Source organism: Nonomuraea antimicrobica (assembly GCF_039536965.1).
GTDB lineage: Bacteria > Actinomycetota > Actinomycetes > Streptosporangiales > Streptosporangiaceae > Nonomuraea > Nonomuraea antimicrobica.
Genome location: NZ_BAAAZP010000107.1, coordinates 21,558 through 48,279 on the forward strand (window position 1 = coordinate 21,558; position 26,722 = coordinate 48,279).

Below are 26,722 nucleotides of genomic sequence, written 5' to 3' on the forward strand. Positions count from 1 at the left end.
GACCACCTCAGACAAGGTGAGCCTTGTGAGCGGCGATGACCAGGTGGACGCGGGTCCGGGCATCGAGCTTGGTCAGCAGGTTGCTGACATGCGTTTTCACCGTGCTGAGGCTGACGTACAGGCTTTGGGCGATCTCCGCGTTGGACAGGCCCCGGGCCACCAGGACGAGGACCTCACGCTCGCGTTCGGTGATGTCGAGGCGGGCCGCCCGCGATGGAGGGTTCACGAACCGCTGGATCAACCGCCGCGTGGCGGTCGGCGCCAGCAGCGACTCGCCCGACGCGATGACGTTCATGCTCCTGATCAGTTCGGCGGGCGGAGTGTCCTTGAGCAGGAAGCCCGCCGCGCCCGCCTGAAGCGCTCCGTAGACGTACTCGTCCAGGTCGAAGGTGGTCACCATGAGCACGCGCGTCCGCGGATGGTCGGCGCAGATGCGACGCGTGGCCTCTATTCCATCCATCTCCGGCATACGCACGTCCATGAGCACCAGGTCGGGACGATCGCGGGCACTCGCTGTCACCGCCTGCGCGCCCGTCGCGGCCTCGCCAACCACCTGGAACCCCGGTGCGGAGCTGATCAACCTGCGGAAGCTCGCCCTGATGAGCGCCTGATCGTCGGCCACCAGCACCCTGATCACAGCGGCAGCCTCGCCATCACCCGGAAGCCGCGCACGGGGCGAGCGCCTGCCTCGAACTCGCCGCCGAAGAGGTGAACGCGCTCCCGCAGCCCTGTCAAGCCATGTCCGTACGGCTGTGCCTGGCCTCGCGTGCCGTCATCGATGACCTCGACCGCCAACCCGTGCTCCTGCCGTTCGATCCGTACGAGGACGTGGTGGGCTCCTGCGTGTTTGAGCACGTTGGTCAGCGCCTCTTGCACGATCCGGTAGACCGTCGGCCCCAGCTCCCCGCCCACGTCGCCGTTGATCTTCAGCTCCACCTCCAGGCCCGCCGCCCTGGTCCTCGCGACGAGCGCGTCCAGATCGGCCGGTCCGGGGGCGGGGGAGAGTTCGGCCTCGCCGTCCTCACGCAGCACGCCGAGCAGGTGCCTGGTTTCACGCAGGGCCGACCTGCTGGTCTCCTCGATCGAGGCCAGCGCGCGGCTCATCTCCTCGGCCCCGCCCACATGGCCTGCCACGCCCGCCTGCACGGCGATCGTGCTGAGACTGTGGCCGATGACGTCGTGCAACTCCCTGGCGATTCGCAGGCGCTCCGCCATCCCCTCCGCACGTGCCCGTTCTTCCGCCTGCGCGGCGAGTTGCTCGGTGTAGAGCCTGCGCTGGCGTACGGCCGTGCCGACGGCCCATGAGGCTGCCAAGATCGCCAGCATCAGCCCGAGCTGGTCGCGTACCACGCCAGAAAGCGGGAGTTCCACCACGCCCTGCACGGTGGCCACGCCCGCCACGAGCAGCGGGAGCACGGCCTTGCTCCGCGTGGCCAGTGTGTACAGCACAAGAGGCAGGCAGAGCGGGTCAGCGTGCGGGATGAGGAATTCGCGCATGCCGAGGCCGCCCAGCAGGACGATCACGAATACCGCGCGTGGCCACAACCGTCTGACCGCTACGGGCAGGCTGGTCGCGAGGGCCGACCCGTAGTCCAGCATGTCGGGCTCCGACAGGTTCCTCGATGAGGCGAGCCCGATGAAAGAGGCCGCCAGGAGCAGGGCGATCCCGGCGTCGATCGTCACCCAGACGCAGGCCGGTATCCGGCTCAGCAGGGGAAGTCGGATCTGTTGGCGCACGCTACGAACCTAGCCCGGCCGCCGGGCCGGCCGTATCGGTCCCAAGACCGATGCGCGACGCGCCGGTTACGGCAGATCGTGAGAGACATGATCGAAGTCACCGGACTCACCAAACGCTTCAAACGGACACTGGCCGTGGACGATCTCTCCTTCACGGTCTCGCCCGGCAGGATCACCGGCTTCCTCGGCGCGAACGGCGCCGGCAAGACCACGACCATGCGGCTGCTCCTCGGCCTCGACCAGCCCACTGCCGGACGGGCCACGGTGAACGGCATGCCCTACCGGGACCTGAAAAGGCCCCTTACCCACGTCGGTGCGCTGCTGGACGCGACCGCGGTGCAGGGCGGGCGGCGCGCGGAGCAGCACCTGTGGTGGCTGGCCCGCTCCAACGGCATCTCCCGCTCCCGCATCGGTGCGCTGCTGGAACTCGTGGGGCTCGCCCCCGCTGGAGGCAAGCGCATCGGCGGGTTCTCGCTGGGCATGAAGCAGCGGCTGGGCCTCGCCGCGGCTCTGCTCGGAGACCCGGAAGTGCTCGTGCTCGACGAGCCCACCAACGGACTCGACCCCGAAGGCATCCGCTGGATGCGCGCTCTGCTCAAGTCCCTCGCAGCCGAGGGCCGCACCGTGCTCGTGTCGAGTCACTTGATGAGCGAGATGGCGGTCACGGCCGATCATCTGATCGTCGTCGCCCAGGGCAGGTTGCTCGCCGACGCCGCGATCACAGAGCTGGTACGCCCAGGCACGTCGCTGGAGGACGCGTTCATGAACGTCATCGGAAGGAGTGCGCCGTGAGCGTGGTCGCCGCCGAGTGGATCAAGCTTCGGACTCTGCGTTCGACCTGGTGGGCGCTGGGCATCGGGGTGTTGGTGTCGCTCGCGCTCACCGTGCTGGGCGCCTCCACCGTCATCTCGCGCTGGGATCCGGCCCGCACGAGCGATCAGGCCGCCATGGGGATCGTCGTGGCCGTGTACGTGGGAGTGATCCTGGCCCAGCTTCCGCTCGGCATGCTGGGCGCGATGACCATCAGTGGCGAGCACGCGTCCGGCATGATCGACACGACCTTCGTCGCCGCACCGTCCAGGGCCTGCGTGCTGATGGCCAAGGCGGCAGTCCTCAGCGGGGCCGCGGTCTGCGGTTCGTTGCTCATCGCCGTGCCCGGCTATCTCTACGGGCGGTTCGTCGCCGCGGAGTTCCGTCCCTCGCTGCTGCCCACCGGCGCCTGGACGGTGATCGCCGGCGGCACGCTGATGATCGTGGTCACCACGCTGCTCGGACTGGCGCTCGGTGCGATCCTGCGCAACGGCGCCGTCGCGACCATGGCGCTGGTGGCGATCGTTCTCATACTGCCGTTCGTCGCCCGCGTGCTGCCCTGGGGCGAGCAGATCAACCGGTTCCTGCCAACGTACCCGGCGCTCCAGCTGATCGAGCAGGCCCCCGACATCATGCCAACCTGGACGGCGTTCACCGTGCTCGCCGCGTGGGCAGTGATTCCGCTATTGATCGCGGTGATCGCCAATGAGCGTTCCCGCCCCGGATCCTGACGCCGCGCGTCCGGACCTGCCCGCAGGGCCGCTATCACGGTAGGTGATTGGGTTAGCGGGGAATGCGTGTTACCGCTTGCTCGCCGATCGCCTTGACTGGTGGATGAACAGACGGCGCAGCTCGCGTCGCTGTCACCCTGAGGGGCCGTCGTGGTCCTGGACGCACAAGGGACGAACGCGACCGACCGCGCGGGCCTGAACGGTCGGGCCCCGCGCTGCGATCACGTTGACCAGCTCTCGGAGGTGGCCCACGGACCACCCCAATGCAAGGAATGCGTGGCCCTCGGCCGACCGTGGACGCGGTTACTGGTGTGCCTGACCTGCGGATGGGTGGCCTGCTCCGACGATTCGCGGGGTGGCCACGCCAAGGCTCACTACGAGGAGACCGACCACCCCCTGGTCGGAGCCCTGGAACCGAGATCGACTTGGCGGTGGTGCTACGTGCACCGCCGCGCCGTATAGACGAGACGAGACCTTATGACTATTTCCGAGCAGGCGGCGGAACGCCGTCAGGACTACGACGGCGCATCGCCCTTCCCTGGGGCAGAAGAGCACGTTCCGGCAGGTCGGCTCCAGGTGGGACTGACGGCGGCGATCGTGGTCCTGCCGTTCATCGCGCTCGGCGTCGCGATCTTCCTGGCGTGGGGGCAGGGAGTCACTCCCACCGATCTGCTGCTGGCCGCGATCTTGTACGTGCTGACCGGCCTGGGGGTGACGGTCGGCTTCCATCGGCTGCTCACCCATGCCTCCTTCACCGCGCGGCCCTGGCTGCGTGTGGTGCTGGCGATCGCCGGGTCGATGGGCTTTCAGGGGAACGTGATCGACTGGGTGGCGGTGCATCGCCGCCATCACGCCTTCACCGACCGGCCGGGCGACCCGCATTCTCCCTACCGGTACGGCACCGGCCTGCGTGGGCAGCTTCGGGGGCTTGCCCACGCCCATCTGGGCTGGCTGTTCACCGGCGACCCGACCCCGGCCGAGCGATACGCTCCGGATCTGCTGGCCGACCGGGCCATGATCCGGGTGGCGCGCGCCTTCCCCGCGATGTGCGCGCTGTCGCTGGCGTTGCCGTTCCTGGCCGGATGGGCGATCACCGGCACCGTGCACGCTGGTCTGACCGCTTTCCTGTGGGCCGGGCTGATCCGCATCGCGCTGCTGCAGCACGTCACCTGGAGCGTCAACTCTTTGTGCCATGTGATCGGCACCAGGCCGTTCAGGACCCGGCGCCACGACCGGGCGACGAACCTGTGGCCGCTGGCCCTGCTGTCCTTCGGTGAAAGCTGGCACAACGGCCACCACAGCGAGCCCAGTTGCGCTCGCCACGGCCTGGACCGCGGCCAGCTCGACCCGTCCGCCGGCTTGATCGGCCTGTTCGAGCGGCTCGGGTGGGTGAGCAACGTGCACTGGCCCGATCAGGAGCGCATCCAACGCCGCCGCGCCGCCCCGCCCTCACAGGCCCGTGTCCCGGCCCGGGACCGACCGACGCCCGAACTGCGCGATGAGAGAGGAACACGATGAGCGTGCGCTGGGAGATCGACAACAAGGTGCAGGCGCTCAAACGTTGGGTCAGGCAGCGCTTCGGCCGCACCACCGGTGACCGGCGTCACCAGGTTGCGGGCGAGCCCAGCCCGGTCGCGGGCGATCCGGAGCAGCCCGACCGGAGCCTCAAGGACGCCCTCCGGCCACCTCGGTAGCAAGCCTGGCAGCCCACTTTGCACCGCTGGGGCAATCCTGCCCAGCGAGTGATGCCAGCCCTCCTCCACGGGTTCACACCACTACGTATCACCTAAAGTGGAGAAGGCCCGGACAGGCGCCGCCTGGGCGGGAAGGGGTGGCGGGCATGGAGCTGCGTCAGTTGCGCTATTTCGTGACGCTGGCCGAAGAGCTCCACTTCGGCCGGGCCGCTGCCCGTGAGCACATCGTGCAGTCCGCACTGAGCCAGCAGATCCAGCGGCTGGAACGCGAGCTCGGTGTGCGCCTGCTGGACCGCAGCACCCACCACGTCGACCTGACCCCGGCGGGCGCCGCCTTCCTCGTCGAGGCACGTCAGATTCTCGATCACGTGGGCCGGGCCGGGCAGGCCGCGCGCAACGCCGGCACGCCGACACCCACGCTGCGCGCCGGCATCATCGACGCCGGCTACGACACCATGCCGCAGATTTTGCGCGAACTCCAGCAGACCCATCCCGACATCACGATCCACCAGGTAGAAGCGGGCACCCCCGAGCAGTACCGGCAACTGGCCGACGGCCGCCTCGACATCGCCATCGGTCATGCCTCCCAGGCTCCGGCCGGGGTGACCTCCAAGCTGATCAGGCTCGATCCGCTGGGCGTGCTGGTGCCCGAAGACCACCCCTTGGCCGAGCTGGGCGATGTCCCCGTCGCCGCCCTCTCCGACGAACTCCTGCTGCTCGGCGAAGAGTCACAGACCCCGGAGCTCAACCAGTTCGTCGTCACGCTGTGCCGCTCCGCCGGGTTCGCACCCACCGTCTACGAGGGCACCGTGCAGAGCAGCCGCGCCGCCGCCGACCTGGTCCTTGAGCGCCGGTGCGTGCACTGCGTCCCCTCCTCCTTCCGCACCTCCAACCGGCCGGGCACCACCTGGCGACCCCTGATCGAACCTGTCACGCACCACCCCTGGTCACTGCTGTGGTACGAGACCAACCCCTCTCCACACATCGCCGCCGTCATCGACAGCGCCCGGCACCTGGCCGAGCGCCTCGGCTGGCTCGAATCCCTCAGCCCTGCCACCGGTCCCGCGCCCGACGGAGGGGCTCCGAGCGTCACCGGCCCCAGTAACGAGCCCGTCTGATGCGTCAGCGCTGCGTACGCCACCCGGCAATCGGTCCGGGAGATGGGCCCATTCCCGATCGCCTGTTTCGGTGGGGCACGCATGGCGTCAGCCGCCGCTCCTGCTGAGCCCCTGCCGAGGCCGGGCAACGATGGCAAGAGCAGGTTGCCTCCATACGTCTGACAAGCTCGTTTCGGCCCGGTAGTCACGTATGGCCCATCGCCGGTGCCCGCGCTCGACAGCGATCATGCTGACTGACCCGCTCTGACGGCCGCCGGCTCGGGTCCGCCCCTCCGGCCAGGGCGAGCAGGGGCCCTTTCTCCATGGCACTCTACGGCCGCACCACCGCGACGGAGTTACGCGCATAGTGCAGGATGCCGAGGGTGACGGATCCGAGCATCACGGTGCCGATCGCCCCTCGGCCCTGGGAGCCCACGACGACCAGATCCGCCTTCTCTGAAGCGCGGGCGAGGGCATCGACGGGGTGGGACCGCCGGACGTCCTCGATCACCTGGACCTGTGGATATCGCTCCCGCCATCCCAGGAGGATCCCGGCCGCGGTCCGGCACCGGGCGGCGTGGATCCCGTCCAGGTCATGGGCGCCGTCGGGGATGTGGGCGTGCGCCGGAGGTTGCCACGCGTACACGGCGCGCAGCGTGCTCGCGCGGAGCATGGCCTGATCGAAGGCGTACGCGAGGGCCGGTTCGCCGGCGTGGTAGTCGTCGAGCCCGACGACGACCTCACCATGGACGGTGTCGGGATCGGCGCGGACGACCACCACCGGTCCGTGCGCGTACCCGGCCACGTGGGTGCTCACCGACCCCAGCACGCCCCCGGGGAAGCCGCCCAGACCCCTGCTGCCGATCACGATCCCGGCGGAGTCGCCGGCTTGGCCGCGTAACACCGCCGCGGCGGCACCCTCGTACAGTTCGCCGGTGACGTCGATGCCGGGCTGACGTTTGCGCGCGACCGCCTCGGCCTCGGTCAGAACGCTCTGCGCGCTGAGAGCGATGGCATCACCTTGGTCCTGGGTGGAGAACTTGGCGATCTCGTACGGCGAACGGTCCACGGCGTGGACGATGCGGAGCCGGGCAGCCGCGCGTGCGGCGTCGTCGGCCGCCCATTCGACGGCCGCGGTCGCAGCGTCCGACCCGTCGGCTCCCACGACGATGACGCGATTCATGGCTCCTCCAGATTTGCGCCGGCTGTTTGCTCGTCGTTCGGAGCAGGAATATGCCGCGCAACGGTCGTTGACGATGGTCGTGGTCAGCGCTTCGACATGCCGTTGAACTTCCCGACCCGCCCCAAGAGTGCTCGTCAGGCCCGAGCACGGGAAACAGGCGATCGCCGCGCAGGTTATCGCCACGACAGATAACCGGGCGATTTCGCCGATGGCGCTTTACCGAGGACATTTCGTGCGTTGGCCTTCAGGTTGGCGTCGCCCGCGGCGATAGACCACTTCCGGCCCTGTGGCCAGGGCCTGACAGGCCAGGCAACGATGATGACAACATTCCTCTCCCAGTCGGCCCCGGTTCCCGCTGCCCCGATCAGGCTCAGCCTGAACCCCCACCTTGACCGGAGGGGCTCCGTCGACGGGGCGTGGTGGCCCCGCACCCGCACCCGCGACGCCGCCGTCGAGTTGCTGGTCGTTCCCCCCGGCAGCGCGAACGGTCCGGCCATGGCCGCGCTCACGCTCGCGGCCGCAGGCACGGTCGGCTCGCCCCCTGCGCAAGGGCTCAGACACAAAGAGAATCACTGCGCTTGACCAAGGCGAGACGCCTGCAGAGATGGGGTCTCGTTCGGGGGAACGAAGCAGCCATGACGGAACCTGTGTCGGGAAGGCGCAATGTTGCGGTGGATCGGTCGGAAGGCTGCCGTGATGTGTCGATCCTGCTGCAGGACTATGACCAGATCATGTTGGTGCCGCTGCCGGGAAAAGGGCTCATGGGTGGCGCTCCCCTGCCCATTGACGGGTCATGGGCAGGGGAGGCCTTCATCAGAGAGACGTGTATAGAGCATCAGGTGGCCGACGGCATCCGGATGTTCCTGCCGCTGCTCGACGGCAGTGACGAGGTCGGAGTGATGGCCTTTACGCTGAGCAGCGTCGATGACGACGACCGTCGGTTGGCGCGACGCCTGGCCGGCCTGGTCGCCGACATGCTCGTCACCAAGAACGGTTACACGGACCAGTTCTTCCAGGCGCGGCGTCGCAAGCCGATGAGCGTGGCGGCCGAGATCCAGTGGTCGCTGTTGCCCCCGCTGTCCATGGCCATCCCGCAGGTCGCGGTCGCCGGAATCATGGAGCCTGCCTACAACGTCGCAGGGGACAGTCTGGACTACGCCCTCAACGACGAGGTCCTGCACATGGCCGTCATCGATGCGATGGGCCATGGCATGAACGCCGCAGTCCTGGCGACCGTGGCCATCGGCGCCTACCGGCACGCCAGGCGCGGCAACGTCGGACTCGCCGAACTGTACGCGTTCATGGACGCCGCCATCGACGAACAGTTCGGCCCTGACCAGTTCGTCACCGCCCAAATGATGCGCCTGGATATCGGGTCGGGCCACCTGCAGTGGGTCAACGCGGGGCACCCGGCGCCGTTGCTGATCCGCGACAACCGGGTCATCCGGGCGCTGGAGGGTCCGGGCACCCTACCGGTCGGCTTCGGCGGTGCCACCCCAAAGGTCAACACGCGCCGGCTCATGCGCCAGGACCGGGTGCTCTTCTACACCGATGGCCTGGTCGAAGAGCACGAGGCCGGAGGTGAGCAGTTCGGCGAGGAACGTCTGATCAACGCCATCGAACACGTCGGACCCAGGACAAGAAGCGTGCAGGAGATGGCGCGGAAGCTTTCCCATATGCTGATGCGGCAGAGGGGCGGGGCGACGAGCGATGACGCGAGCCTCTTCCTGGTCGAATGGCGCGGCGGAACCGCCGACCATCTCGCCGAGATCGACCTCTGACTGTTCGCGGGAGAGTTGTCCCCTGGCGGAGAACGGCACCCGGCCGTTCGGACCGGCGGGGCCGAAGTACGTGAACGCCGACACTCGCCCAGCGAGTTGGCCGGCTCCCGCAGGGCCGCCTTGTTCCCGGCGAACGCCGACAGCCGCGCGGCCCTATTCGACGGATCTGGCGCTCCGCTCCCGGGGGTTCGGCTCCATCGCCTGCTGGAGCCGTTCGGCGAGATCTTTGGGAAATCCTGGGCCAGGCACCGGAACGATCCGTCGCACATCGACCGGCCGGCCCGTTCTCGCGTCGATCACTTCCAGTTCGACCGGCAGGCCCGTTTCGCGGTCACGCAGTTCGACGGGTGGCCCGTCGGACTCCGACAGCCAGCGATCTCCCCAGCGGATCATCGCGGCGAGCACGGTGAAGAAGTCACGGCCCTTCTCCGTGAGCCGATATTCGTGACGCACCGGCCGTTCCTGGTAGGGCACGCGTTTCAGCATGTTCTCCTCGACGAGGCGCTCAAGGCGCTGGGTGAGGACGTTCCTGCTCACCCCCAGCCGCTGTTGGAACTCCTCGAAACGGCGGGCACCGTAAAAGGCCTCGCGCATGACGAGGGGGGTCCACCAGTCGCCGACGAGATCGACGGTGCGGGCGATCGAGCACGGCCAGGCGTCGAAGCGGGTTCTGCGCACGGCACCCATGTTAGTTGCTCTTTTGAACTGACATTGCTAGCGTCAGTTGCTCTAGTGAACTTACCTTTGGGAGGCAGCCGTGCCGATGATCGACCTCACGATGCCGAGCGGCACCCTCACCGACCTCGCCAAGGCCGAGCTCATGGCGACGCTCACCCGTACCCTCCTGAAATGGGAAGGCGCGAAACCCGGCAACAAGGCGGCCGAGTCGATCGCCTGGACCTTCCTGCACGAGCCGGCGCTCGTCACGGTGGCAGGCCGCCCCGCGGAGCGACCCCACTACCGGGTCGTGGTGGGGGTGCCGCAGGCCACGCTCGACGACGATGCCAAGGCGGGCCTGATCGCGGAGGTGACCGAACAGGTTCTGCGCGCCGAACTGGACGGGAAGGACCCCGCGCCCGAGGACGGCTTCCGCGTCTGGGTGATCATCAACGAGATCATCGACGGCAACTGGGGCGGCGGCGGTCGCGTCTTCCGGCTGGCCGACATCCTGGCCTTCGCGGGAGCAGGCGAAGAGGAAATCGAACGGCGCACGGCCTGGCTTGCGCGATCACGACAAGTCGTGCCAAGCAAGTGACGTGTGGCGCTCGAACATTCGGTTCACGCGGTGACCTGCGCCTCGATGACGCGCACCGGCAGCGGCGGGCCGAGGTTCAGCGACGGTTGCGGTCGCTGGTTCGGCTGGAGTTGCTCAACATCCGCTGCAGGCGGTGCTCTGGTTCGGCGTGATGGGTTTCCGAGGACAGCGGGAAACAGCGTGGGTTTCGCGTTGTTCGCGCTTCTTCTGATGAAACTCGTCCGCCCTGGCGGCACAGGACTCCGACATGGGATGCGGATGTGCGTGCCGTGCAGACTCGCCTTGACGAGGCCAAGCAGTACGGCCGGGCGAGTGTGGTCGTCACCACGCGGAGGAGGTCGGCGGCCGGGATCCCGGATGCCTGGGCCTTCAGGTACTGAGTCCAAGGTCGGGTCGCGGCGCTGAGGGCTGGATCGATTCCGGCTCTCTTCAGAATCGCCCATCCGGTCCCGTGGTGGACTGGAGGCTATTGCGGTGTTCCCGAAGGCGGGCCGAGCTCATGAGAACGAGCAAGACGATGAGCAGGACAGCGGAGGAGCCGACGGTTCCGAGGTTGAGACCGCCGGCGACGGTTGGCTTGGTAAGGAGGTCCCCGGCGGTGGCGCCGAAGGGTCGGGTCAGGACGAAGGCGAGCCAGAACAGCAGCACGTTGGGCACGGCAGAGACGTATTTGAGAGCGAGGAGCAGCGCGAGCAGGCCGGTGATGAGTGCAACGCCTCCGCCGTAGCCGAGGCCGGAACTGTCGGAGAGGAAGTCGCCCACAGAGGTGCCGAGCGTGTTGGATACCAGGATCGCCGACCAGAACAGGGCTTCGCCACGGAGGGTGTCGATGTCGCGGATCGCGAAGGTCAGCCCGGTGAACTTCCAGATGATGAAGATGGCGATGAGGATCGCGATGAGGATCGCGGCACCGGCGGGATAGCCCAGGCCCATGCCCTGCGGCCCCCAGCCCAGTGACGTCGCTCCGTTGGCCAGGTATTCGGCGCTGGCGTCGCGGTTCATGAAGTCCGACATCGTGGTGCCGGCCATGCTGGTGGACAGGATGACCGTCCAGTAGAAGAACGGGTTGTATCGCTTGGAGGCGAGCTGGACCACCAGGGTGACCAGGAAGATCAGGAACAACCCGACCGTGGTGAGGAAGTAGCCGACCTTCAGCGTCTGGGCGAACAGGTCGCCGGAGGTTTCGCCGAGCGTGGTGGCGGCGACCTTCATGATCCAGAAGGCGAGCGTGACCTCAGGCAGCTTCTTCACCGAGTACTTGCCTCCGCCGGCGATGTTCGCCCCAGTGAAGACGTTGGGCGTGGTCACTGATTGTCTCCTTTCGCGATGTGCGGCTTACGAGCTTGCGGAGCAGGCTGCCTCTGGTCGTGGGAGGAGGCCAAGGTGGCGGCTCCGCTGCCCGCGACGAGGGATGGCCGCGGTCGCGAGCCCGGCGACGGTCATGGGCGTGCGCATTGTGAGATCTCCGATGCATTGACGTCGTTCCGACGCGCTCAGTCTTCGGAGAGGTGGGACAGCGGCAGGTTCGGCCAGCCGTAGCGCGAGGTTAAACCTGGTCCGGAGCTTCGAGTCCCGCGGCGCCATCGCGGGCGTGAAGGTAAGCGCGGTGCTAACCGAGTGCTGAGCGGGCGCTGTGCCGTCCCTCTCTAGCGTGCGTTCATGAAATCAGGCAGAACGACGGTCCCGATGCCGGTCGTCTCCGTCGCGTTCCTGGTCCTGGGAGTGCTCGCCGGCTTCGCCGCGCGCACGCCCGCGTGGACGGCGGCGGACACGAGTGTGAGCCGGGCGGTGCAGTCGTTGCGCGTCCCGTGGCTGACTGTACTGGCACAGGTCCTGAACGTGGGATTCGGCACCGTCATGGGCACGGTCCTGGCCGCTGTCCTCGTCGTGGGTGTCGCCGTCACGGGGCGGCCGCGTGCCGCCGGGACCGCGCTGCTGGTGATCGTCGCGGGGTGGGGCGTGAGCGCGCTGGTCAAGACCGTGGTCGCCCGCCCCCGGCCTCCAGTGGCCCACGCCCTGGTGTACGGACTCGGTCCTGACAGCTTTCCCAGCGGTCACGTGTGCCTGACCCTGTCGATCGTGGTCGCCGTGGCGCTGCTGGTCAGAACGACCCGGTTCTTCCGGCCCGTGGTGGTGGTGGGCTGCGTGCTGGTGGCAGGGCAGATGTTCGCCAGGGTCTATCTCGGGGCGCACTATCCCATCGACGCCCTGGGCTCGATCATCCTGGCTCCGGCCGCCATCCACCTGGCGGTCAGCGTGCGCGGGTTCGGACTGTTCCGCTGCGCGCGGAGAACCGCTGACCGGTCACAGGTCGCGCAGCACGGTCAGGGGCGGGCGGCGGGCGGCCAGTACCGTCGCGGCGCCGGCGGCCAGCAACGCCACCGCACCCAGCACCGCCAGCACGCCGAGGTACGGCCACGGCACGGCCAGCCCATCGGGAGGTGGGTCGAACACCCCGCTGAGCACGGCGACCAGCATGCGTGACAGCGCCCATCCACACAGCGCCCCCAGCGCGGCCGCGACCACTCCGACCAGCGCTACCTCTGCCCACACGAACGAGCCCAGCTGCCGTGGTGTCGCCCCCAGCACCCCGGCCAGCGCGTACGTGCGGCGCCGTTCGGCGAAGCCGAGGACGAGCAGCAGACCGGTGGCCAGCGCGGCGAGGACCAGCGCGTAGCCGAGTTCGATGGCGGTCAGCCCGGACAGGTCCACGGCGGTGAGGCTGCTGCCTATGACCTGGCGGGTGGTCTCCACGTCGGTGATCTTCACGGTCGGCCCGAGCCTGCCGCGCAACTCCGCGGCGACCTGGTGTGGCGGAGTTCCGTCGGTGGTGATCAGGTACGTGGTGTCGGCGGGCATGTGGCGGGCCAGGTAGGCGGCGTTGGCGACGAGGAAGCTGTCGCGGGGCGCGGTCGGGAACTCGGTGATGATGCCGGCGTAGTGGAAGGGGACGGTCGTGCCGTCCTCGGCGCGCAGGCGTACCTGGTCGCCGAGGCGGAGCTGGAAGTCGGTGACGGTTTCCTGGCTGACGAGCAGCGCGTCCGGCCGGCGGGCGAGTCGGTCGAGGATTTCGCGGGCGGTGCCGCCGGAGACGTAGGTGTCGTGCAACTGGGTGGTGGTGGGGCGGATGCCGTACAGGTCCTGCAAATCGGAGCCGACGTAGGCGAAGCGATGCTGCAGCGGCTCGGCCCGGGCCACGCCGGGCACGGACGCGAGCTGCCCCTGCGTGGCGGTGGTGTGGGAGACGGTGACGTCGGCGCCGTTCGTCAGCTCGGCATCCACCTGGGCCTGCTGGCGGTAGGTGGTGTCGAAGACGGACGTGGAGATGGCGAACATGACAGCCAGCGCCGCCAGGGTGGCCGCGCGGGCCAGCGGGGCGCGCTGGCGGGTCAGCATCGCCGACACGGTACTTGCCAGGCCCCCGGTCAGCGGCCGTACCGCCCAGGTGAGCGGCACCGTCCTGGTCAACCGCCAGACGAGCAGTCCTGCGCCGGTCCACAGCAGGGTGGGCCCGGCGAAGGCCCAATAGTCGACCGACAGCTGGGGCAGGCCCTCCGGGACGAGGACGAGCTGGTAACCGTTCCTGCTGGTGATCCAGAAGATCACGGCTGACCCGGCGAGCAACCACAGGTCCAGGCCGTACCGCAGCCAGGCGTGCGAGCGGCGAGGCCCGCCGACAGGGCGGCGGCCGGCCGCCACGGTGGTGGCGCGCAGCGCGGGCAGCAGCACGGTGACGCCCGCGACCAGCAGTCCCAGGACGGCAGCCCACCACGAGACATCCGCCGATCCGAACAGCGCACGTCCGGCCAGGGCGGCCGACCCCAGCCCGGCGAGCACGCCGGCCACACCCACCAGCACGGTCTCGGCCAACGCGAGTCGTACGAGTGCGCCTCTGGACGCGCCCCTGGCACGCAGCAGCGCCTGCTGGGTCGCCCGGCGTGGTGTCCCCGCCCGCGTCACCAGCGCGGCGAGCAGGGCGGCGAGCACGACCGCGGGCGCCCCCAGGAACAGGAACAGCACCTGGGAGTACAGGGCGTCCGCACGGGCGGCGTCCAGGGCAGCGCCGAGATTGTCCCCGACCAGGCCGGTGCCGGCCATCCGCTCCTCCAGGTTGCGAGCCTGCCCGGTGACCGCGGTGTACGCCGCCGCCGGGTCGGGCGGCAGCCGGTGCCCGATGCGGACGTGGAACTGGGTGCGTACCCGATCTCGCGGGATGCCGTCGAACAGCCGGTGCCAGTCGGCCTCCGGCAGCAACAACACGTTGTCGGGGGGCGCCTGCGGCTGCCCACCCGGCGGCGCGCCGACGCGCTGGAACAGCGAATCGGCGGCGGGCAACTCCACGACCCCCGTGACCGTGACGGGCGCGTCGGGCAGCCCCGGACGGCGAACGGTGATGGTGGCGCCGGGCGCGGCGTGCAGGTTGGCGGCGGTCTGCTGGGCCAGCAACGGCCCGGTCGATTGCCCCGCGAGCAGGCGCATTTCGCCGGGGAAGGTGGCGGCGTAGTCGCCGGGCAGACCGAGGACCTGGCCCGCGCCCGTGGTCAGCGTCTGGCCCTGCCGGCGGGACTCGAACCCGTCGATCCTGGCGAAGCTCACCTCGCGGGACGTGCCGGGCATCGGTACGGACAGGCTCTGGCCAGGTTGTCGCTCCACCTGCCAGTCGACCGGGACCCGCTGGATCGAGCGGGTCGTCATGGTGGCCTTGGCCGCGGACAGGAAGGCCCCGAGCAGTGCGGGCAGGACCACCGCGAGCGCGATTCCGGCCGCGGCCGCCGCCAGCGTGCCCGTCCGGCGGGCCAGCAGGCCACGCAGCCAGATGAGGATCAGCATGTGAGCGCTCCGTCGTTCATGGTCCAGGTTTCGGGCAGTCGCCTCGCGACCAGGGGGTCGTGGGTGGCGACCACGAGGGCCGCGTCGAGCCGGGAGGCCACACGGGTGAGGAGGTCGACCACCCGGCGGGCCGAATCCGAGTCGAGCTGCGCCGTGGGCTCGTCCGCGATGATCAGCCGGGGCTCGGCCGCCAGCACGCGGGCGACCGCGACGCGCTGTGCCTGCCCGCCCGACAGCTCTTCCGGCAGCGATCCGGCCAGGTCGTCCAGTCCGATCGCGGCCAGCGCGAGCAAGGCCTGCTCCTTGGCCTCGGCCTCCCCTGCACCCGCGATGAGCAGCGGCAGCGCCACGTTCTCCGCGACATCGAGCGGGGGCAGCAGGCTCGGCCCCTGGAAAACCACGCCGACCCGGCCGCGCGGGCGGTCGCCGAAGGCGGGCCAGGCGATCCGTCCCGCTGTTGGGCGGTCGAGTCCGGCCAGCAGGTGCAGCAGAGTCGTCTTGCCCGACCCTGACGTGCCGGTGATCGCGACGTGTTGCCCTGGCCGCAGCTCGCAGGTGACGCTGTGTACGGCGACCAGGGCGTTCTTGCCCTTTCCGTACGCCCGGGCCAGCTCTTGGCAGGTGACCAGCGGGGTCATGTCGCCCGCCCGTCCTTCAGCTCTACCACGCGGTCGGCCATCCGCCGCGCTGCCGGACTGTGCGAGGCGATCACCACGGCGGTGCGCTCGCTTGCCCGCTCACGGATGAGCCGTAACACCGTCCCCTCCGTGTGCCGGTCAAGCTCGCCCGTGGGCTCGTCGGCCAGCAGCAGCGCCGGGCGGTTGGCGAGCGCCACGGCCAGCCCCGCCCGGGCCGACTCTCCGCCGGACAGCTCGCTCGGCCAGGCCCGCGCCTTGGCCGAGAGCCCCAAACCGGCCAGCAACTCGTCGCGCAGGCCCCGATCGCGCCGCCCCGCCAGTAGCTGGGCCAGATCGACGTTGGCCGCCACTGTCAGATGCTCGATCAGGTTGCCGCTCTGCGACAACACACCCACCAGCCGGGCGCGCAGGGCGGCCCGCTCGGCCTCCGGGCGGTGGCTGATGCGGTGGCCGTCCACTCTGACAATGCCGCCGTCCGGGTCGTCCAGCCCGCCCAGGCAGGCCAGCAGCGTGGACTTGCCCGACCCTGAAGGGCCGCTGACCAGGACGACCTCGCCCGCGTCGGCTTCAAGTCCGACGCCGCGCAACGCCCGGATCTCCTCATCGCCCGACCGGTAGAACCGGTAGAGCTCCTCGGCTCGCAGAATCACGGCGCCGTCCAGCGGAAGGAGTCGGAGACCGTACGCCACGCGTCCACGTTGTCGGCGCCGACAGGCCCTGACAGGGTCAGGATGGCGTCGAGCCCGGAGCGGTGGAAGATGTATCGCTCGATCTCGTCCTTGACGACCTTGCCGGTGACCGCGTCGGGGCTGCTGTCGGCGCGGTAGACAATCCGCACCGCCTTGCCGCCCTGCCGGGTCACCGTATTCACGGTGCGGATGTCATCGCTTTGCACCTGATTCCGGACCGACGCCTCGGTCGGCGGGACGGTGGCGGGCTTGGTCTCGATGCGGATGCCGTTCAGCTTGTCGGTGAAGCCGGCGCCGGTGGCCAGATCCGTGCGCGCCCACCCCTCGGGCACCTCCACCCGGTACGGTTGCCCGGGGTGCCGGTAGATCACGAACATCGTGTCGTCCGGGATGTCGCCCGGCGGAGTCGACTCCGTGACCTGCGGAGCGGGGGTGTCATTCGTCGCGGGTGCCTGCGTTCGCGCCTCGGCCTTCGGCTGGGGCTGGGCGGGCGCCCCTGTGGCGCAGCCTGCCGCCAGCCCTGCCATGGCCAAGGCGATGACGTACTGCCATACCTTCATGTTCGGCACGCTATGAGCGCGCTGGAAAGCGCCCGCTGAGCAACGGGTTAGCGGGGCGTTTACCTGGTTTCCGCCACCCCGGGAAGGGTGCGGGCGCAGGGCGTACCGCTACGGCGGTGGGTACTGGTGGTGAGCGGTAGTCATCGGACAAGTCAGGTGGCGATTCCCAGGAGTTTGCCGAGAAGCGTGCTCAATTGGTCACGCTCGTCGGGTGTCAGAGGTTGGAAGGTGTCCTCGATGAAGGCCGGGATCGACGTCTGCGCCTCGGCCAGTCGCCGTCGGCCGGCGTCGGTGATGGTGACGGCGTAGGAGCGGCGGTCGCGGGGGTTGCGCTCCCTGCGTACGAGACTCTCCTGTTCGAGGTCGTCGCAGATGCTCACCATGACGCTGCGGTCGATGCGCAGTTCTTCGCTGAGCGTCTGCTGGGAGCAGGGGCCGACGGCGTCGAGCATCTGAAGCACGAGGTGCTGGCCGACTCCGAGCCCTTCCTCGCCGGCGTGGGTGTCCGCGGCGCGGGCCACGGCGGCCGAGGCCCGGCAGAGCGCGATGTCCAGCCGCTCGGCCGCCAGTCGTGGGAAGTACGTCGGTCGTGCGCGGTCGGCTGTCTTGGTCGTGGTGGCCATCGGTCTCCTCTTCGCTCTGCCTCAGCCTACACCGAATCTGTCTTGCCGCCGATCGTTTGACAGCAGATGATTTGCAGGCATACGGTCCTTAATCGTCTGTAGGAAAATTGTTTGTACTCAGATGGAGAGTGATCGTGCCACGTACCGATGGCCGCAAACAGGCGGCCCTGGTGTTGCTGTGCGCGGCGGTGTTCCTGGACTCGATGGACCTGTCGCTGATGGGCGTGGCCCTGCCCGCCATCGCACGCGACCTGTCGCTGCCGGAGAGCACCCTGCAGTGGCTGATGTCCGGCTACGCGGTCGCCTATGGCGGATTCCTGCTGCTCGGCGGCCGGATAGCCGACCTGTTCGGCCGGCGCCGCGTCTTCCTGCTGTCGCTGGCGGTCTTCGCGGCGGCGAGCCTGGCCGGCGGGCTGCTGTCGGAGGGATGGCCGCTGGTCGTCACCCGGGTGGTCAAGGGGGTGGCGGCCGCGCTCACCGCGCCCGCGGCGCTGTCGCTCATCACCACCACCTTCGCCGAGGGAGCGCAGCGCAACCGGGCGCTGGGGGTCTACTCACTGGCCGGGGCGACCGGCTACACCGCGGGGCTGATCGCCTCCGGCCTGCTGACCGAGATCAGTTGGCGGCTGGTGTTCTTCCTGCCGGTCCCGGTCGCGCTGATGGTCCTGGTCGTGGCGCCGCTGGTGCTGCCGCCCGACGTACGGCCGCGCGGGGCGCGCGAGGGATTCGACGCCGCCGGCGCGGTCGCGGTCACCGGCGGGGTGCTGCTCCTGGTGTTCGCGCTGACGGAGCGGAACTGGCCGGCCGGTGTCGTGGCCGCGCTGCTGCTGGGCGCCTTCGTGGCCATCGAACGCCGGCGACCCGCGCCGCTCGTCCCGCTGGAGGTGTTCAGGTCCGGTACGGTGGCCGCCGCCAACCTCGCGGCACTGGCGTGGGCGTGCGCGACGATCGGCTGGCAGTTCGTCGCCGTGCTGTACCTCCAGGGGGAGCTCGACTACAGCGCGCTGGCCACCGGGCTCGGGATCGTCCCGATGGGCCTGGCCATCGTCATCGCCGCCAACCTGGCCGGCAGGCTGATCGCCCGATGGGGGCTGGGCCGGGTGGCCGCCGCGGGGATGCTGGTCCAGGGCGCGGGCATCCTGCTGTTCCTGCGGGCCGGAGCCGGCGGCGACTACCTCACGGTGCTGCTGCCCGCGCTGGTCGTGCACGGCGTCGGCAACGGGCTGTCGTTCCCCAGCCTCAACATCGCGGCGGTCGCCGGCCTGCCGGACGAGCGGCAGGGCCTGGCCTCGGGGCTGGTCACCTCCGCCGTCCAGATCGGCGCCGGGATCGGCGTCGCGGTGCTGGCCGCGGTCACGACCTTGGGCGAGTCCGTGCTGGCCGGTTACCGGATCGCGTTCCTGACCGCGGGCGGCTTCTCCCTGGCGGGCGCCCTCATCGCCGCCTACGGCCTGCGCTCGCGCCGCCCCGTACCCGTCCCCGCCGCCCTGACAGGAGACCCGTCGTGACGCTGGACCTCACCCCCGACGAACTGCTGAGCACCACCCGCGCCGTACGCAAACGCCTGGACTTCACCCGGCCGGTGCCCCGCGAGCTGATCGAGCAGTGCGTGGACCTGGCCGTGCAGGCGCCCACCGGGCGCAACCGGCAGCGCTGGCACTTCATGGTCGTGACCGAGGCCGAGCAGCGCCGGGCCGTGGCCGATATCTTCCTGCGCGCACTGACGCTGGCCACGGGGCAGCCACTGACCGAGCGTGACCTGTGGCGCATGAGCTACCATTCCGGCTCCACCGAGCGGGTTTTCGACAGCCTGCGGTACCTGGCCGCCAACATCCACCGGGTGCCCGCGTTCGTCATCCCCGGCGTGGAGGGCCGTACCGACCGTGCGCCGGTGGCCGAGCAGGCGGGCACATGGGGGTCGATCCTGCCCGCCGTGTGGAGCTTCATGCTGGCCGCGCGGGCGCGCGGCCTCGGCACCGTGTGGACCACCGCGCAGGCTCCGCTCGAACGCGAGCTGGCCAAGGTGCTCGGCGTGCCGTACGAGGAGGTCATGCTGGCGGCGTTCATCCCGCTGGCCTTCACTCTCGGCACCGACTTCAAGCCCGCTCCGCGTATCCCGCGGGAGGAGGTGCTGCACTGGGACCGCTGGTGAGCGCGCCGGCCGGGCCGCCCTGACCCAGGTGCGGCCTGGTGAGCCTCATCCCCGGGCGCGGCCTGCTGTCAGCACGACGGCGAATTGCCGGGGAGGAGCGTGTTGCACAGAGCCTCCGTCTCGGACATCCCGCATCCCACGACGAGGAACATGGCAACCGCCGCGCTGCCACCAAGAAATGCCGCCGGCCCTGGCTCCTGCCCGAAGACTCGGGCGATACCGTAGCCGATGGCTCCGATGATGAGGGCGGCCACAGCGCCCCAGAAGTAGGTCATGCCCCTGAGCCTCCGATGCTGGTGGTGAGCGGGGGTGACCTGGTCACGATAGATCCGTCGCGTTGCAAGGACCTTGAGGGTCGCTTGACGCCGAGCCCGAACTCCAGCCCTTCGGAAAGACGCGCGGCCAGGAAATATCGCCATGCGGGCGTGTCGTCGGGCGGGGTCGTGTACGACATGGACTCGCTATGACAATCCGGGACTGGTGTCACCGGTCGTTCTCGCCACATTTCCGGTGACGCCCACCGCGGTTTCTGGTCAGCGCGGCGGTTTCGTGAGACGAAGACAACGGACATAACCGGTATTCACTCACGCTGTCAGGAGTCCAGGTCATGCCCGTTGCGCACCTCCCAACGCCGACAAACCACATTCCGCACTCCCGTCGTCGGAAATCGCGGCGCTTATCCTTCGCCCTGCGGGCGCTGGTGGGCGCCTTCGTGATCGTCCTGGCCGTCCCTGGCATCGCGTACGCGGCCCCGCCGACGGCACTCGACGGGGCCGCGCCGTCGGAGGACCGTACCTACCAGCCGGCGTTCGACTACGACGGCGACGGCTGCTACCCCACACCCGCCATCGGCCGTGACGGCGCCATCGCCCCGGGCCTCGCGCTCGGCGGGGCGGTGAACGGGCAGTGCCGCGACCTGTCCGACCTCGACAACACCAACTCCTATTCGCGCTCCAAGTGCAACAACGGCTGGTGCGCCTACATCTACGGGCTCTACTTCGAGAAGGACCAGACGCTGCCCGGCTGCTGCGGGCACCGGCACGACTGGGAGCACGTCGTGGTCTGGGTCCAGAACGGCACGGCGCAGTACGTGGCGGCGTCGGAGCACGGCGCCTACAACGTACGCGCGCGCTCGCAGCTCCCGTGGGACGGGACGCACCCGAAGATCATCTACCACAAGGACGGCCTGTCCACCCACGCGTTCCGCTTCGCGAACTTCGACGAGCAGCCGGAGAACCACAAGGGCACCTGGCAGTTCCCGCCGCTGGTGGGCTGGGACAGCTACCCCGCCGGGTTCCGCGACCGCCTGACGGCGCACGATTTCGGCTCGGCCAGCTTCGGGCTCAAGGACTCCTCGTTCGGCGGGGAGCTGGCGAAGGCCAAGCCGGCCGGAATCCCGTTCGATCCCTATGCCTGACCTGACCGGCCTGCCCGATTCGTGACGAGGTCATGCCGAGCCGGTGATCACGTCTCTGGTTCGTAACAGGCCAGGCCAGCAGGGTTGTCTCCAGTCGAGTTGAAGGAGACATCATGGGTGCCCCGCGTCAGAGGACATGGCACGGCCCGCTCACCGCATGCGCGATCGCCATGGCGGCTCTCGCCGTGGTGAGCGGGATCGGCCTGGTGGTCGACGAGCGGATGGTGCTGGGTGAAGGGGTGTGGCTCAAGCCGTTCAAGTTCGCCGCCTCCTTCGGCCTCTACGCGATCACGTTCGCCTGGATGATCAGCATGGTGGAGCGGTGGCGGCGGACGCTGTGGTGGCTGGGCACGGTCGCGGTGGCCGGGTTCGTCCTGCCGGAGATCTCGGCCATCACCTTCCAGGCGGTACGCGGCGTGCGCAGCCACTTCAACGTCGCCACGACGCTGGACGAGTCCGTGTTCATGGTGATGGGCGGGGCCGCCTATCTGGGCTGGGCGCTGACGCTCGCGCTGGGGATCTTCCTGGTGGTCCAGCGGCGGGTGGACCGGGCGATGGCCTGGGCGATCCCGCTGGGAGTGGCCATCTCGCTGGCGGGCATGTCGGTCGGCTACCTGATGACCGCGCCGACCCCGGAGCAGGCGCACGCGCTGACCGGCGGCATGGAGTTGGCCACGATCGGCGCGCACACCGTCGGCGCGCTCGACGGCGGCGCCGGGATGCCGCTGACCGGCTGGTCGACCGGCGCGGGTGACCTGCGGGTGGCGCACTTCGTCGGGCTGCACGCGTTGCAGGTGCTGCCGCTGATCGCGCTCTGGGTCCGCCGCGTCCCGCTGGTGATCGTGGCGGCGCTCGGCTACGCCGGTCTCACCGGGCTGCTGCTCTGGCAGGCGCAGCGTGGCCAGGCGCTCGTCCATCCCGACGGGACGACCTTGTTCGTCGCTGGTGGGCTCGTCGCGGCGGTGCTCGTCGCGGCGGTGGCGGTGGCGGGGGTTGGAGCAGTGGTGGCTCCGCGGCGATCGTAGGCTGCATGGGTGCAAACGTGGGCAAAGGGGATCTTCTTTTTGGTGCTGGCCTCGTTCGCCAGTGTCTACGTGATCGCCGGGTCGCCCCTGGCCCTCGTGGTGCTCGGCGCACAGGTGCTGTTCGCGCGACGCCGCTCCTGGTGGCTCATCGCGGTGCAGGCTGTCGCGGCCTACGGTTCGGTGTTCGCGTTCGGCTCCTCGGTCGGCATCCTCGGCTTCGTCGCCGGGTCGCTGCTGCTGACCCGGCTGTGGCCGCTCGCGCTGGCGGTGGCGGGCAGCGCGGCGCTGCTCGGGCCGCCCGACCCGGTGATCACCATGGTCCTGGTCGGCCTGGTCATCTACGGCCTGGCCACGATGGTGGACAGGATCGACGAGGTGACCGCGGCCCGGCTGTCGCTGGCGATGACCGCGGCGGCCGAGGAGCGGCTGCGCATCGCCGCCGAACTCAACCAGAGCCTGGGCAGCGCGCTCGACACGATCGCGACCAGCGCCCGCGCGGGTTCGCCTGACGTGGAGACGGCCCGGCGGTCGCTGAGCGCGGCCAGGTCCGCGGCGGTCGGCTACCGCGCGATGTCGCTGGGTCCCGAGGTCACCACCGCCAAGGCCATGCTGGTCTCCGCCGGGGTCTCCACAGAGGTGCGGATGCGGCACGCGGAGCCGCTCGGCCCGGCCGGCGCGCTGCTGGCCGCCGTGCTGCGCGAGGCCGTGACCGAGATCGTCCGGCGTCGCGCCGCCACCCGCTGCGTGATCGAGACCGTCACGGACGACGACACGGTACGGCTGAGCATCGCCCACGACGGCACCCGCAGCGCCGCCGACGAGTCCCTGGCCGACCTCCCCGCCCAGGTGGCGGCGGCCGGCGGCACGCTCACCACGGGCATCGACACCGCCGCCCAGGTCGTCGTCGAGGTCACGCTGCCCGCCACCAGGCTGCCGGACACGCCCGCCCCCTCCACCAGGCTGTCGACGGCGCTGCTGGCGGTGGTCCTGGTCGGGTTCTCGGCCAAGGGCCTGCTGCTGGCCGGATCGTGGTGGCCCGCGCCCCTGCTGCTCGTCATCATCGTCATGCACCTGCGCTCGGTCGAAGGCCGTCACATGACCGCGTTGGCGGTCATGGCCGTGCTGACGCTCGCGCCGATCCCGCTGTTCGGGCAGGCGTGGCTGGGGACGGCCGGGTTCCTCGCCGGGCCGCTCCTGCTCGCCTTCCGGCTCAGGGTGGCGGTGCCTCTGGTGGCCGCGGTCATGGCGGTGGTGACGGTCGCCGGAGTCCTCATCGGCCTGCCGTACCCGCTGGTGGTGAACTACACCGTCAGCACGCTCGTGACGGGGCTGGTCCTCTACGGCCTGTTCACGCTCGCGCGGCTGGACCGGGAGCTGAGCGCGGCCAGGGACGGGCTGGCCCGGTCGGTGGTGGTGGCGGAGCGGTTGCGTGCCGCGCGCGACCTGCACGACCTGCTCGGGCACACGCTGGCGGCGATCCTGCTCAAGAGCGAGCTGGCCCGGCGGCTCGAACCGGAGCCGGCGCGGGCGGAGCTGGACGACGTGCTGGCCATGACCGAACAGGCCATGAACGACCTGCGGACCATCTCCGGCGAACGGGGGAAGCTGTCGCTGACGGGTGAGGCGGACTCGGCGCGCTCGGTGCTGGCCGCGGCGGGCATCGAGGTCTCGGTGGAGCTCGGCCACGGCACGCTCGGCGCGGACGTGGAGACCGCGCTCGGCGCCGTGCTGCGCGAGGCGGTCACCAACGTGCTGCGGCACAGCTCCGCACGCCACTGCGCGATCGGCACGACCGAGCGGGACGGCGAGGTACGGCTGGCCGTACGCAACGACGGCGCGCAGGCCAAGCCGATCCGGCGCGGATCCGCGGGCATGGGCAACCTGACCACCCGGCTGGCCGAGCTGGACGGACGGCTGGACCTGGCGCGGGAGGGCGAGTGGTTCGAGCTGGCCGCGACGGTCCCGACGCGCTCCTGGGTGCCGGCCTAGATCCAGCCCGCCTCGGTGGCGATGCGGGCGGCGTCGGTGCGGTTGCGCGCGTTGAGCTTGGCGACGATCGCGGTCAGGTAGTTGCGTACGGTGCCCGCGCTCAGGAACAGTTGGGCGGCGATCTCGGTCGCCTCGGCCCCGGCGGCGGCCAGGCGCAGGATGTCGGCCTCGCGCGGGGTGAGCGGGTTGTCGGCCAGGTTCCACGCGGTGACCGCGAGCGAGGGGTCCAGGACGCGCTCGCCCTGGACGACCTTCCTGATCGCGGCGGTGACCTCCTCCGGCGGCGCCGTCTTCAGCACGAACCCGTCCACCTGGGCGGCCAGCGCCCGGCGCAGGTGGCCGGGCCTGCCGTACCCGGTGAGCATGAGCGTGCGGCAACCCGGCAGCCTGGCGCGGATCTCGGCGGCGGCGTCGAGGCCGTCGATCGTGCCCGGCATGTCGATGTCCAGCACGGCGACGTCCGGCCGGTGGGCCGGCGCGGCGGCCACGGCCTCGTCCCCGGACTGGACCGCCGCGACGACCTCCAGATCGGGTTCGAGGTTCAGCAGGGTCACCAGAGCGCTCCGGATGACGTGCTGGTCCTCGGCCAGGAGTATGCGGATCACGGGATATGTCTACCAGTTTGTCCGAATCATGATGACGTCATGTGCGGGTCGTGATCGGCTCTCTGGTCCCGGGAGGCGCCGCTGACCAGGCTTGATGCCATGACAGAAGTGGTGCGGATGGATGCCGTGAGCAAGGTGTACGGCAAGGGCAGTGGCGCGGTGGCCGCCCTGCGCGAGGTGTCGGTGGGGATCCCCCAGGGGACGTTCGCCGCGGTGATGGGGCCCTCGGGCTCGGGCAAGAGCACGTTCCTGCACTGCGCGGCCGGTCTCGACGTGCCGACGTCGGGCTCGGTGCGGCTGGGCGGCACCGAGCTGTCGGGCATGGACGAGACCGCGCTGACGGCGCTGCGCAGGCGGCAGGTCGGCTTCGTGTTCCAGTCCTTCAACCTGGTCTCCTCGCTGACCGTGCTGGAGAACATCACGCTGCCGCTCCTCCTGGCCGGCGCTCGGGTGGACCGGGCCTGGCTGGCCGAGATCGTGCGCCGGGTGGGCCTGGAGGGCCGTACCGGCCACCGTCCCGCCCAACTGTCCGGCGGCCAGCAGCAGCGCGTGGCGCTCGCCCGGGCGCTGGTGACCCGGCCGCAGGTGGTGTTCGGCGACGAGCCCACCGGCGCGCTCGACACGATGACCGCCCGCGACGTGCTCGTACTGCTCCGCGAGATCGTCTCCGGGCTCGGCCAGACGGTGGTGATGGTCACCCACGACCCCGTCGCCGCCTCCTACGCCGACACCGTCCTCTACCTCGCCGACGGCCAGATCGTGGACTCCATGGCCGCGCCGACCGCTGACAAGATCGCCGAGCGCATGACCCGGCTGGGGGCGTGGAAGTGATGTTCTCCTTTGCATGGAAGACCCTGCGCCACCGCCGCGCCGCCTTCGCGGGCTCGTTCGTGGCCCTGCTGTGCGCGGCCACGCTGGTCACGGCCTGCGGGATGCTCCTGGAGACGGGACTGCGCGGCACCGTCGCCCCCGAGCGCTACGCCGGCGCCCCGCTGATCGTCGCCGGCGACCGGTTCGTCCGGCAGCCCAAGGAGAACGGCAAGATCAAGGCCAAGGAACTCGCGGAACGTCGCTGGATCCCCGCCTCCCTCGCCGCCGAGCTGGGACGCCGGCCGGGCGTCACCGACGTCGTCACCGAGGTCACCTTCCCCTTCGCCGGATTCACCGCGCACGGCTGGGAGTCGGCGGCGCTGACCCCGTTCACGCTCGCCCGCGGTCGCGCGCCGCGCTCCGACGGCGAGGTGGTCGTCGACGCCGCGAACGCCACCGCGAAGATCCCCGGCTACCGCGTCGTCGGCGTCACCGCCCAGGCCCTGCCCAGCCAGCACACGATCTTCTTCAGCACCGGCGAGGCCCGGCGGCTGGCGGGCCGTCCAGGGATGGTCTCGGCGATCGGCGTCTTTCCCGCGGTGGACGTCCAGGTCAAGGGCGCCATGACGTACACGGGTGACGCCCGCGGCGCGGTCGAGTTCCAGGACGCGGAGAGCGCCAGGATCCGGCTGATCAGCCTCGGCGGTGCGCTGGCGGCCACGTCACTGCTGGTGGCGATCCTGGTCGTGGTGGGCACGTTCGCGCTGTCCATCCAGCAGCGTCGGCGCGAGCTGGCCATGCTGCGTGCCGTCGCCGCAACCCCCCGGCAGATCAGGAAGCTCGTCGGCGGCGAGGCGCTCCTGGTCAGCGTGCTCGCGGGAGTGATCGGTTCCGGAGCGGGCATCCTGCTGGGCTTCTGGCTGCGGTCCAGGTTCGTCGCCCTGGGCGCCATGCCGCCGAACCTGGGGCTGGTCGTCAGCCCGTTCCCCGCGCTGGCGGCGCTGCCGGCCACGGTGGCGGCCGCCTGGGCCGCGGCTCGGCTGTCGGCTCGCCGAGCCGCGCGGGTCAGGCCCGTCGAGGCGCTGGGCGAGGCCGC

Annotated in this window: 27 protein-coding genes and 2 pseudogenes; 17 read left to right on the forward strand and 12 right to left on the reverse strand. The window is 70.1% G+C overall.

The features are described 5' to 3' along the window. Nucleotides 1-7: 7 nt before the first annotated feature. Both ABD844_RS31095 and ABD844_RS31100 read right to left on the reverse strand, forming a co-directional pair. Nucleotides 8-637: a response regulator transcription factor gene (locus ABD844_RS31095; protein WP_344886151.1), complete on the reverse strand. Its 630-nt coding sequence runs from the start codon at nucleotides 635-637 to the stop codon at nucleotides 8-10. Further along, nucleotides 634-1,737 carry a sensor histidine kinase gene (locus ABD844_RS31100; protein ID WP_344886154.1) on the reverse strand — a complete coding sequence of 368 codons (1,104 nt, stop codon included), beginning with the start codon at nucleotides 1,735-1,737 and terminating at the stop codon, nucleotides 634-636. Before ABD844_RS31100 ends, ABD844_RS31095 begins: the two co-directional genes overlap by 4 nt. Nucleotides 1,738-1,824: 87 nt before the next feature. Between ABD844_RS31100 and ABD844_RS31105 the strand changes: the two are divergent. From ABD844_RS31105 to ABD844_RS31130, 6 genes and pseudogenes are all read left to right on the forward strand, one after another. Continuing rightward, nucleotides 1,825-2,469 (forward strand): annotated as a pseudogene (locus tag ABD844_RS31105) (ABC transporter ATP-binding protein); the annotation flags it as partial. Between the two features lie 62 nt (nucleotides 2,470-2,531). Next, nucleotides 2,532-3,278 carry an ABC transporter permease gene (locus ABD844_RS31110; RefSeq protein WP_344886157.1) on the forward strand — a complete coding sequence of 249 codons (747 nt, stop codon included), beginning with the start codon at nucleotides 2,532-2,534 and terminating at the stop codon, nucleotides 3,276-3,278. A 276-nt stretch (nucleotides 3,279-3,554) separates the two neighbouring features. Continuing rightward, nucleotides 3,555-3,740 carry a UBP-type zinc finger domain-containing protein gene (locus ABD844_RS31115; RefSeq protein ID WP_344886160.1) on the forward strand — a complete coding sequence of 62 codons (186 nt, stop codon included), beginning with the start codon at nucleotides 3,555-3,557 and terminating at the stop codon, nucleotides 3,738-3,740. 15 nt (nucleotides 3,741-3,755) lie between these two features. Next, nucleotides 3,756-4,796: an acyl-CoA desaturase gene (locus tag ABD844_RS31120; RefSeq protein WP_344886163.1), complete on the forward strand. Its 1,041-nt coding sequence runs from the start codon at nucleotides 3,756-3,758 to the stop codon at nucleotides 4,794-4,796. Further along, nucleotides 4,793-4,972, forward strand: a complete 180-nt coding sequence (locus tag ABD844_RS31125) for a hypothetical protein (RefSeq protein ID WP_344886166.1) — start codon at nucleotides 4,793-4,795, stop codon at nucleotides 4,970-4,972. Before ABD844_RS31120 ends, ABD844_RS31125 begins: the two co-directional genes overlap by 4 nt. Nucleotides 4,973-5,118: 146 nt before the next feature. After that, nucleotides 5,119-6,090, forward strand: coding sequence for a LysR family transcriptional regulator (locus tag ABD844_RS31130; protein WP_344886169.1), 972 nt, complete (start codon nucleotides 5,119-5,121; stop codon nucleotides 6,088-6,090). A gap of 310 nt (nucleotides 6,091-6,400) precedes the next feature. Here ABD844_RS31130 and ABD844_RS31135 read toward each other — a convergent pair whose 3' ends face one another. Beyond that, on the reverse strand, nucleotides 6,401-7,252 hold the full coding sequence (locus ABD844_RS31135) for a universal stress protein (RefSeq protein WP_344886172.1): 852 nt from the start codon (nucleotides 7,250-7,252) through the stop codon (nucleotides 6,401-6,403). A 318-nt stretch (nucleotides 7,253-7,570) separates the two neighbouring features. Between ABD844_RS31135 and ABD844_RS53335 the strand changes: the two genes are divergently transcribed. Further along, a complete protein-coding gene (locus tag ABD844_RS53335) occupies nucleotides 7,571-7,834 on the forward strand; it encodes a DUF5994 family protein (protein ID WP_425568698.1) in 264 nt (87 codons plus the stop codon). Nucleotides 7,835-7,887: 53 nt separating this feature from the next. Next, the gene (locus tag ABD844_RS31140) at nucleotides 7,888-9,033 is read left to right on the forward strand and encodes a PP2C family protein-serine/threonine phosphatase (protein ID WP_344886175.1); all 1,146 of its coding nucleotides are present in this window, start codon (nucleotides 7,888-7,890) and stop codon (nucleotides 9,031-9,033) included. A gap of 153 nt (nucleotides 9,034-9,186) precedes the next feature. Here the strand turns inward: ABD844_RS31140 and ABD844_RS31145 are convergent, their stop codons facing one another. Next, the gene (locus ABD844_RS31145; protein ID WP_344886178.1) at nucleotides 9,187-9,711 is read right to left on the reverse strand and encodes a winged helix-turn-helix transcriptional regulator; all 525 of its coding nucleotides are present in this window, start codon (nucleotides 9,709-9,711) and stop codon (nucleotides 9,187-9,189) included. Between the two features lie 79 nt (nucleotides 9,712-9,790). Here ABD844_RS31145 and ABD844_RS31150 point away from each other — a divergent pair, with 79 nt between their 5' ends. Next, on the forward strand, nucleotides 9,791-10,288 hold the full coding sequence (locus tag ABD844_RS31150) for a tautomerase family protein (protein WP_344886181.1): 498 nt from the start codon (nucleotides 9,791-9,793) through the stop codon (nucleotides 10,286-10,288). 429 nt (nucleotides 10,289-10,717) lie between these two features. On the opposite strand, the gene ABD844_RS31155 is transcribed toward ABD844_RS31150, so the two are convergent. Then, nucleotides 10,718-11,500, reverse strand: a complete 783-nt coding sequence (locus ABD844_RS31155; protein ID WP_344886184.1) for a COG4705 family protein — start codon at nucleotides 11,498-11,500, stop codon at nucleotides 10,718-10,720. Nucleotides 11,501-12,145: 645 nt separating this feature from the next. Between ABD844_RS31155 and ABD844_RS31160 the strand changes: the two are divergent. Then, nucleotides 12,146-12,532 (forward strand): annotated as a pseudogene (locus ABD844_RS31160) (phosphatase PAP2 family protein); the annotation flags it as partial. Between the two features lie 60 nt (nucleotides 12,533-12,592). Here ABD844_RS31160 and ABD844_RS31165 read toward each other — a convergent pair. From ABD844_RS31165 to ABD844_RS31185, 5 genes are all read right to left on the reverse strand, one after another. Next, nucleotides 12,593-15,118 carry an FtsX-like permease family protein gene (locus ABD844_RS31165; protein ID WP_344886187.1) on the reverse strand — a complete coding sequence of 842 codons (2,526 nt, stop codon included), beginning with the start codon at nucleotides 15,116-15,118 and terminating at the stop codon, nucleotides 12,593-12,595. Next, on the reverse strand, nucleotides 15,112-15,756 hold the full coding sequence (locus tag ABD844_RS31170; RefSeq protein WP_344886190.1) for an ABC transporter ATP-binding protein: 645 nt from the start codon (nucleotides 15,754-15,756) through the stop codon (nucleotides 15,112-15,114). The genes ABD844_RS31165 and ABD844_RS31170 overlap by 7 nt, the downstream gene beginning before the upstream one ends. Beyond that, nucleotides 15,753-16,445, reverse strand: a complete 693-nt coding sequence (locus ABD844_RS31175; RefSeq protein ID WP_344886193.1) for an ABC transporter ATP-binding protein — start codon at nucleotides 16,443-16,445, stop codon at nucleotides 15,753-15,755. Before ABD844_RS31175 ends, ABD844_RS31170 begins: the two co-directional genes overlap by 4 nt. Beyond that, a complete protein-coding gene (locus ABD844_RS31180; RefSeq protein WP_344886196.1) occupies nucleotides 16,403-17,005 on the reverse strand; it encodes a hypothetical protein in 603 nt (200 codons plus the stop codon). Before ABD844_RS31180 ends, ABD844_RS31175 begins: the two co-directional genes overlap by 43 nt. Nucleotides 17,006-17,157: 152 nt before the next feature. After that, on the reverse strand, nucleotides 17,158-17,628 hold the full coding sequence (locus tag ABD844_RS31185) for a MarR family winged helix-turn-helix transcriptional regulator (protein WP_344886199.1): 471 nt from the start codon (nucleotides 17,626-17,628) through the stop codon (nucleotides 17,158-17,160). 134 nt (nucleotides 17,629-17,762) lie between these two features. Here ABD844_RS31185 and ABD844_RS31190 point away from each other — a divergent pair, with 134 nt between their 5' ends. Next, nucleotides 17,763-19,136, forward strand: a complete 1,374-nt coding sequence (locus tag ABD844_RS31190; RefSeq protein WP_344886202.1) for an MFS transporter — start codon at nucleotides 17,763-17,765, stop codon at nucleotides 19,134-19,136. Next, the gene (locus ABD844_RS31195) at nucleotides 19,133-19,780 is read left to right on the forward strand and encodes a nitroreductase family protein (protein ID WP_344886205.1); all 648 of its coding nucleotides are present in this window, start codon (nucleotides 19,133-19,135) and stop codon (nucleotides 19,778-19,780) included. The genes ABD844_RS31190 and ABD844_RS31195 overlap by 4 nt, the downstream gene beginning before the upstream one ends. Before the next feature lie 68 nt (nucleotides 19,781-19,848). Here the strand turns inward: ABD844_RS31195 and ABD844_RS31200 are convergent, their stop codons facing one another. Further along, nucleotides 19,849-20,055: a hypothetical protein gene (locus tag ABD844_RS31200; RefSeq protein WP_344886208.1), complete on the reverse strand. Its 207-nt coding sequence runs from the start codon at nucleotides 20,053-20,055 to the stop codon at nucleotides 19,849-19,851. Between the two features lie 425 nt (nucleotides 20,056-20,480). On the opposite strand from ABD844_RS31200, the gene ABD844_RS31205 reads away from it, so the two are divergent. The 3 genes from ABD844_RS31205 to ABD844_RS31215 all read left to right on the forward strand — a co-directional run bounded on the left by ABD844_RS31205 (nucleotide 20,481) and on the right by ABD844_RS31215 (nucleotide 24,211). Then, the gene (locus tag ABD844_RS31205) at nucleotides 20,481-21,197 is read left to right on the forward strand and encodes an NPP1 family protein (RefSeq protein ID WP_344886211.1); all 717 of its coding nucleotides are present in this window, start codon (nucleotides 20,481-20,483) and stop codon (nucleotides 21,195-21,197) included. A gap of 113 nt (nucleotides 21,198-21,310) precedes the next feature. Beyond that, nucleotides 21,311-22,222, forward strand: coding sequence for a hypothetical protein (locus tag ABD844_RS31210; RefSeq protein ID WP_344886214.1), 912 nt, complete (start codon nucleotides 21,311-21,313; stop codon nucleotides 22,220-22,222). 9 nt (nucleotides 22,223-22,231) lie between these two features. After that, nucleotides 22,232-24,211 carry a sensor histidine kinase gene (locus tag ABD844_RS31215; RefSeq protein WP_344886217.1) on the forward strand — a complete coding sequence of 660 codons (1,980 nt, stop codon included), beginning with the start codon at nucleotides 22,232-22,234 and terminating at the stop codon, nucleotides 24,209-24,211. On the opposite strand, the gene ABD844_RS31220 is transcribed toward ABD844_RS31215, so the two are convergent. Then, the gene (locus ABD844_RS31220) at nucleotides 24,208-24,816 is read right to left on the reverse strand and encodes a response regulator transcription factor (RefSeq protein ID WP_344886219.1); all 609 of its coding nucleotides are present in this window, start codon (nucleotides 24,814-24,816) and stop codon (nucleotides 24,208-24,210) included. The genes ABD844_RS31215 and ABD844_RS31220 overlap by 4 nt on opposite strands. A 99-nt stretch (nucleotides 24,817-24,915) precedes the next feature. Here ABD844_RS31220 and ABD844_RS31225 point away from each other — a divergent pair, with 99 nt between their 5' ends. Both ABD844_RS31225 and ABD844_RS31230 read left to right on the forward strand, forming a co-directional pair. Further along, entirely contained in the window at nucleotides 24,916-25,647 is a 732-nt protein-coding gene (locus tag ABD844_RS31225; protein WP_344886222.1) for an ABC transporter ATP-binding protein, read from the forward strand. Continuing rightward, a partial coding sequence (locus ABD844_RS31230) for an ABC transporter permease (protein ID WP_344886225.1) occupies nucleotides 25,647-26,722 on the forward strand: 1,076 nt, incomplete at its 3' end. The genes ABD844_RS31225 and ABD844_RS31230, both read left to right, overlap by 1 nt.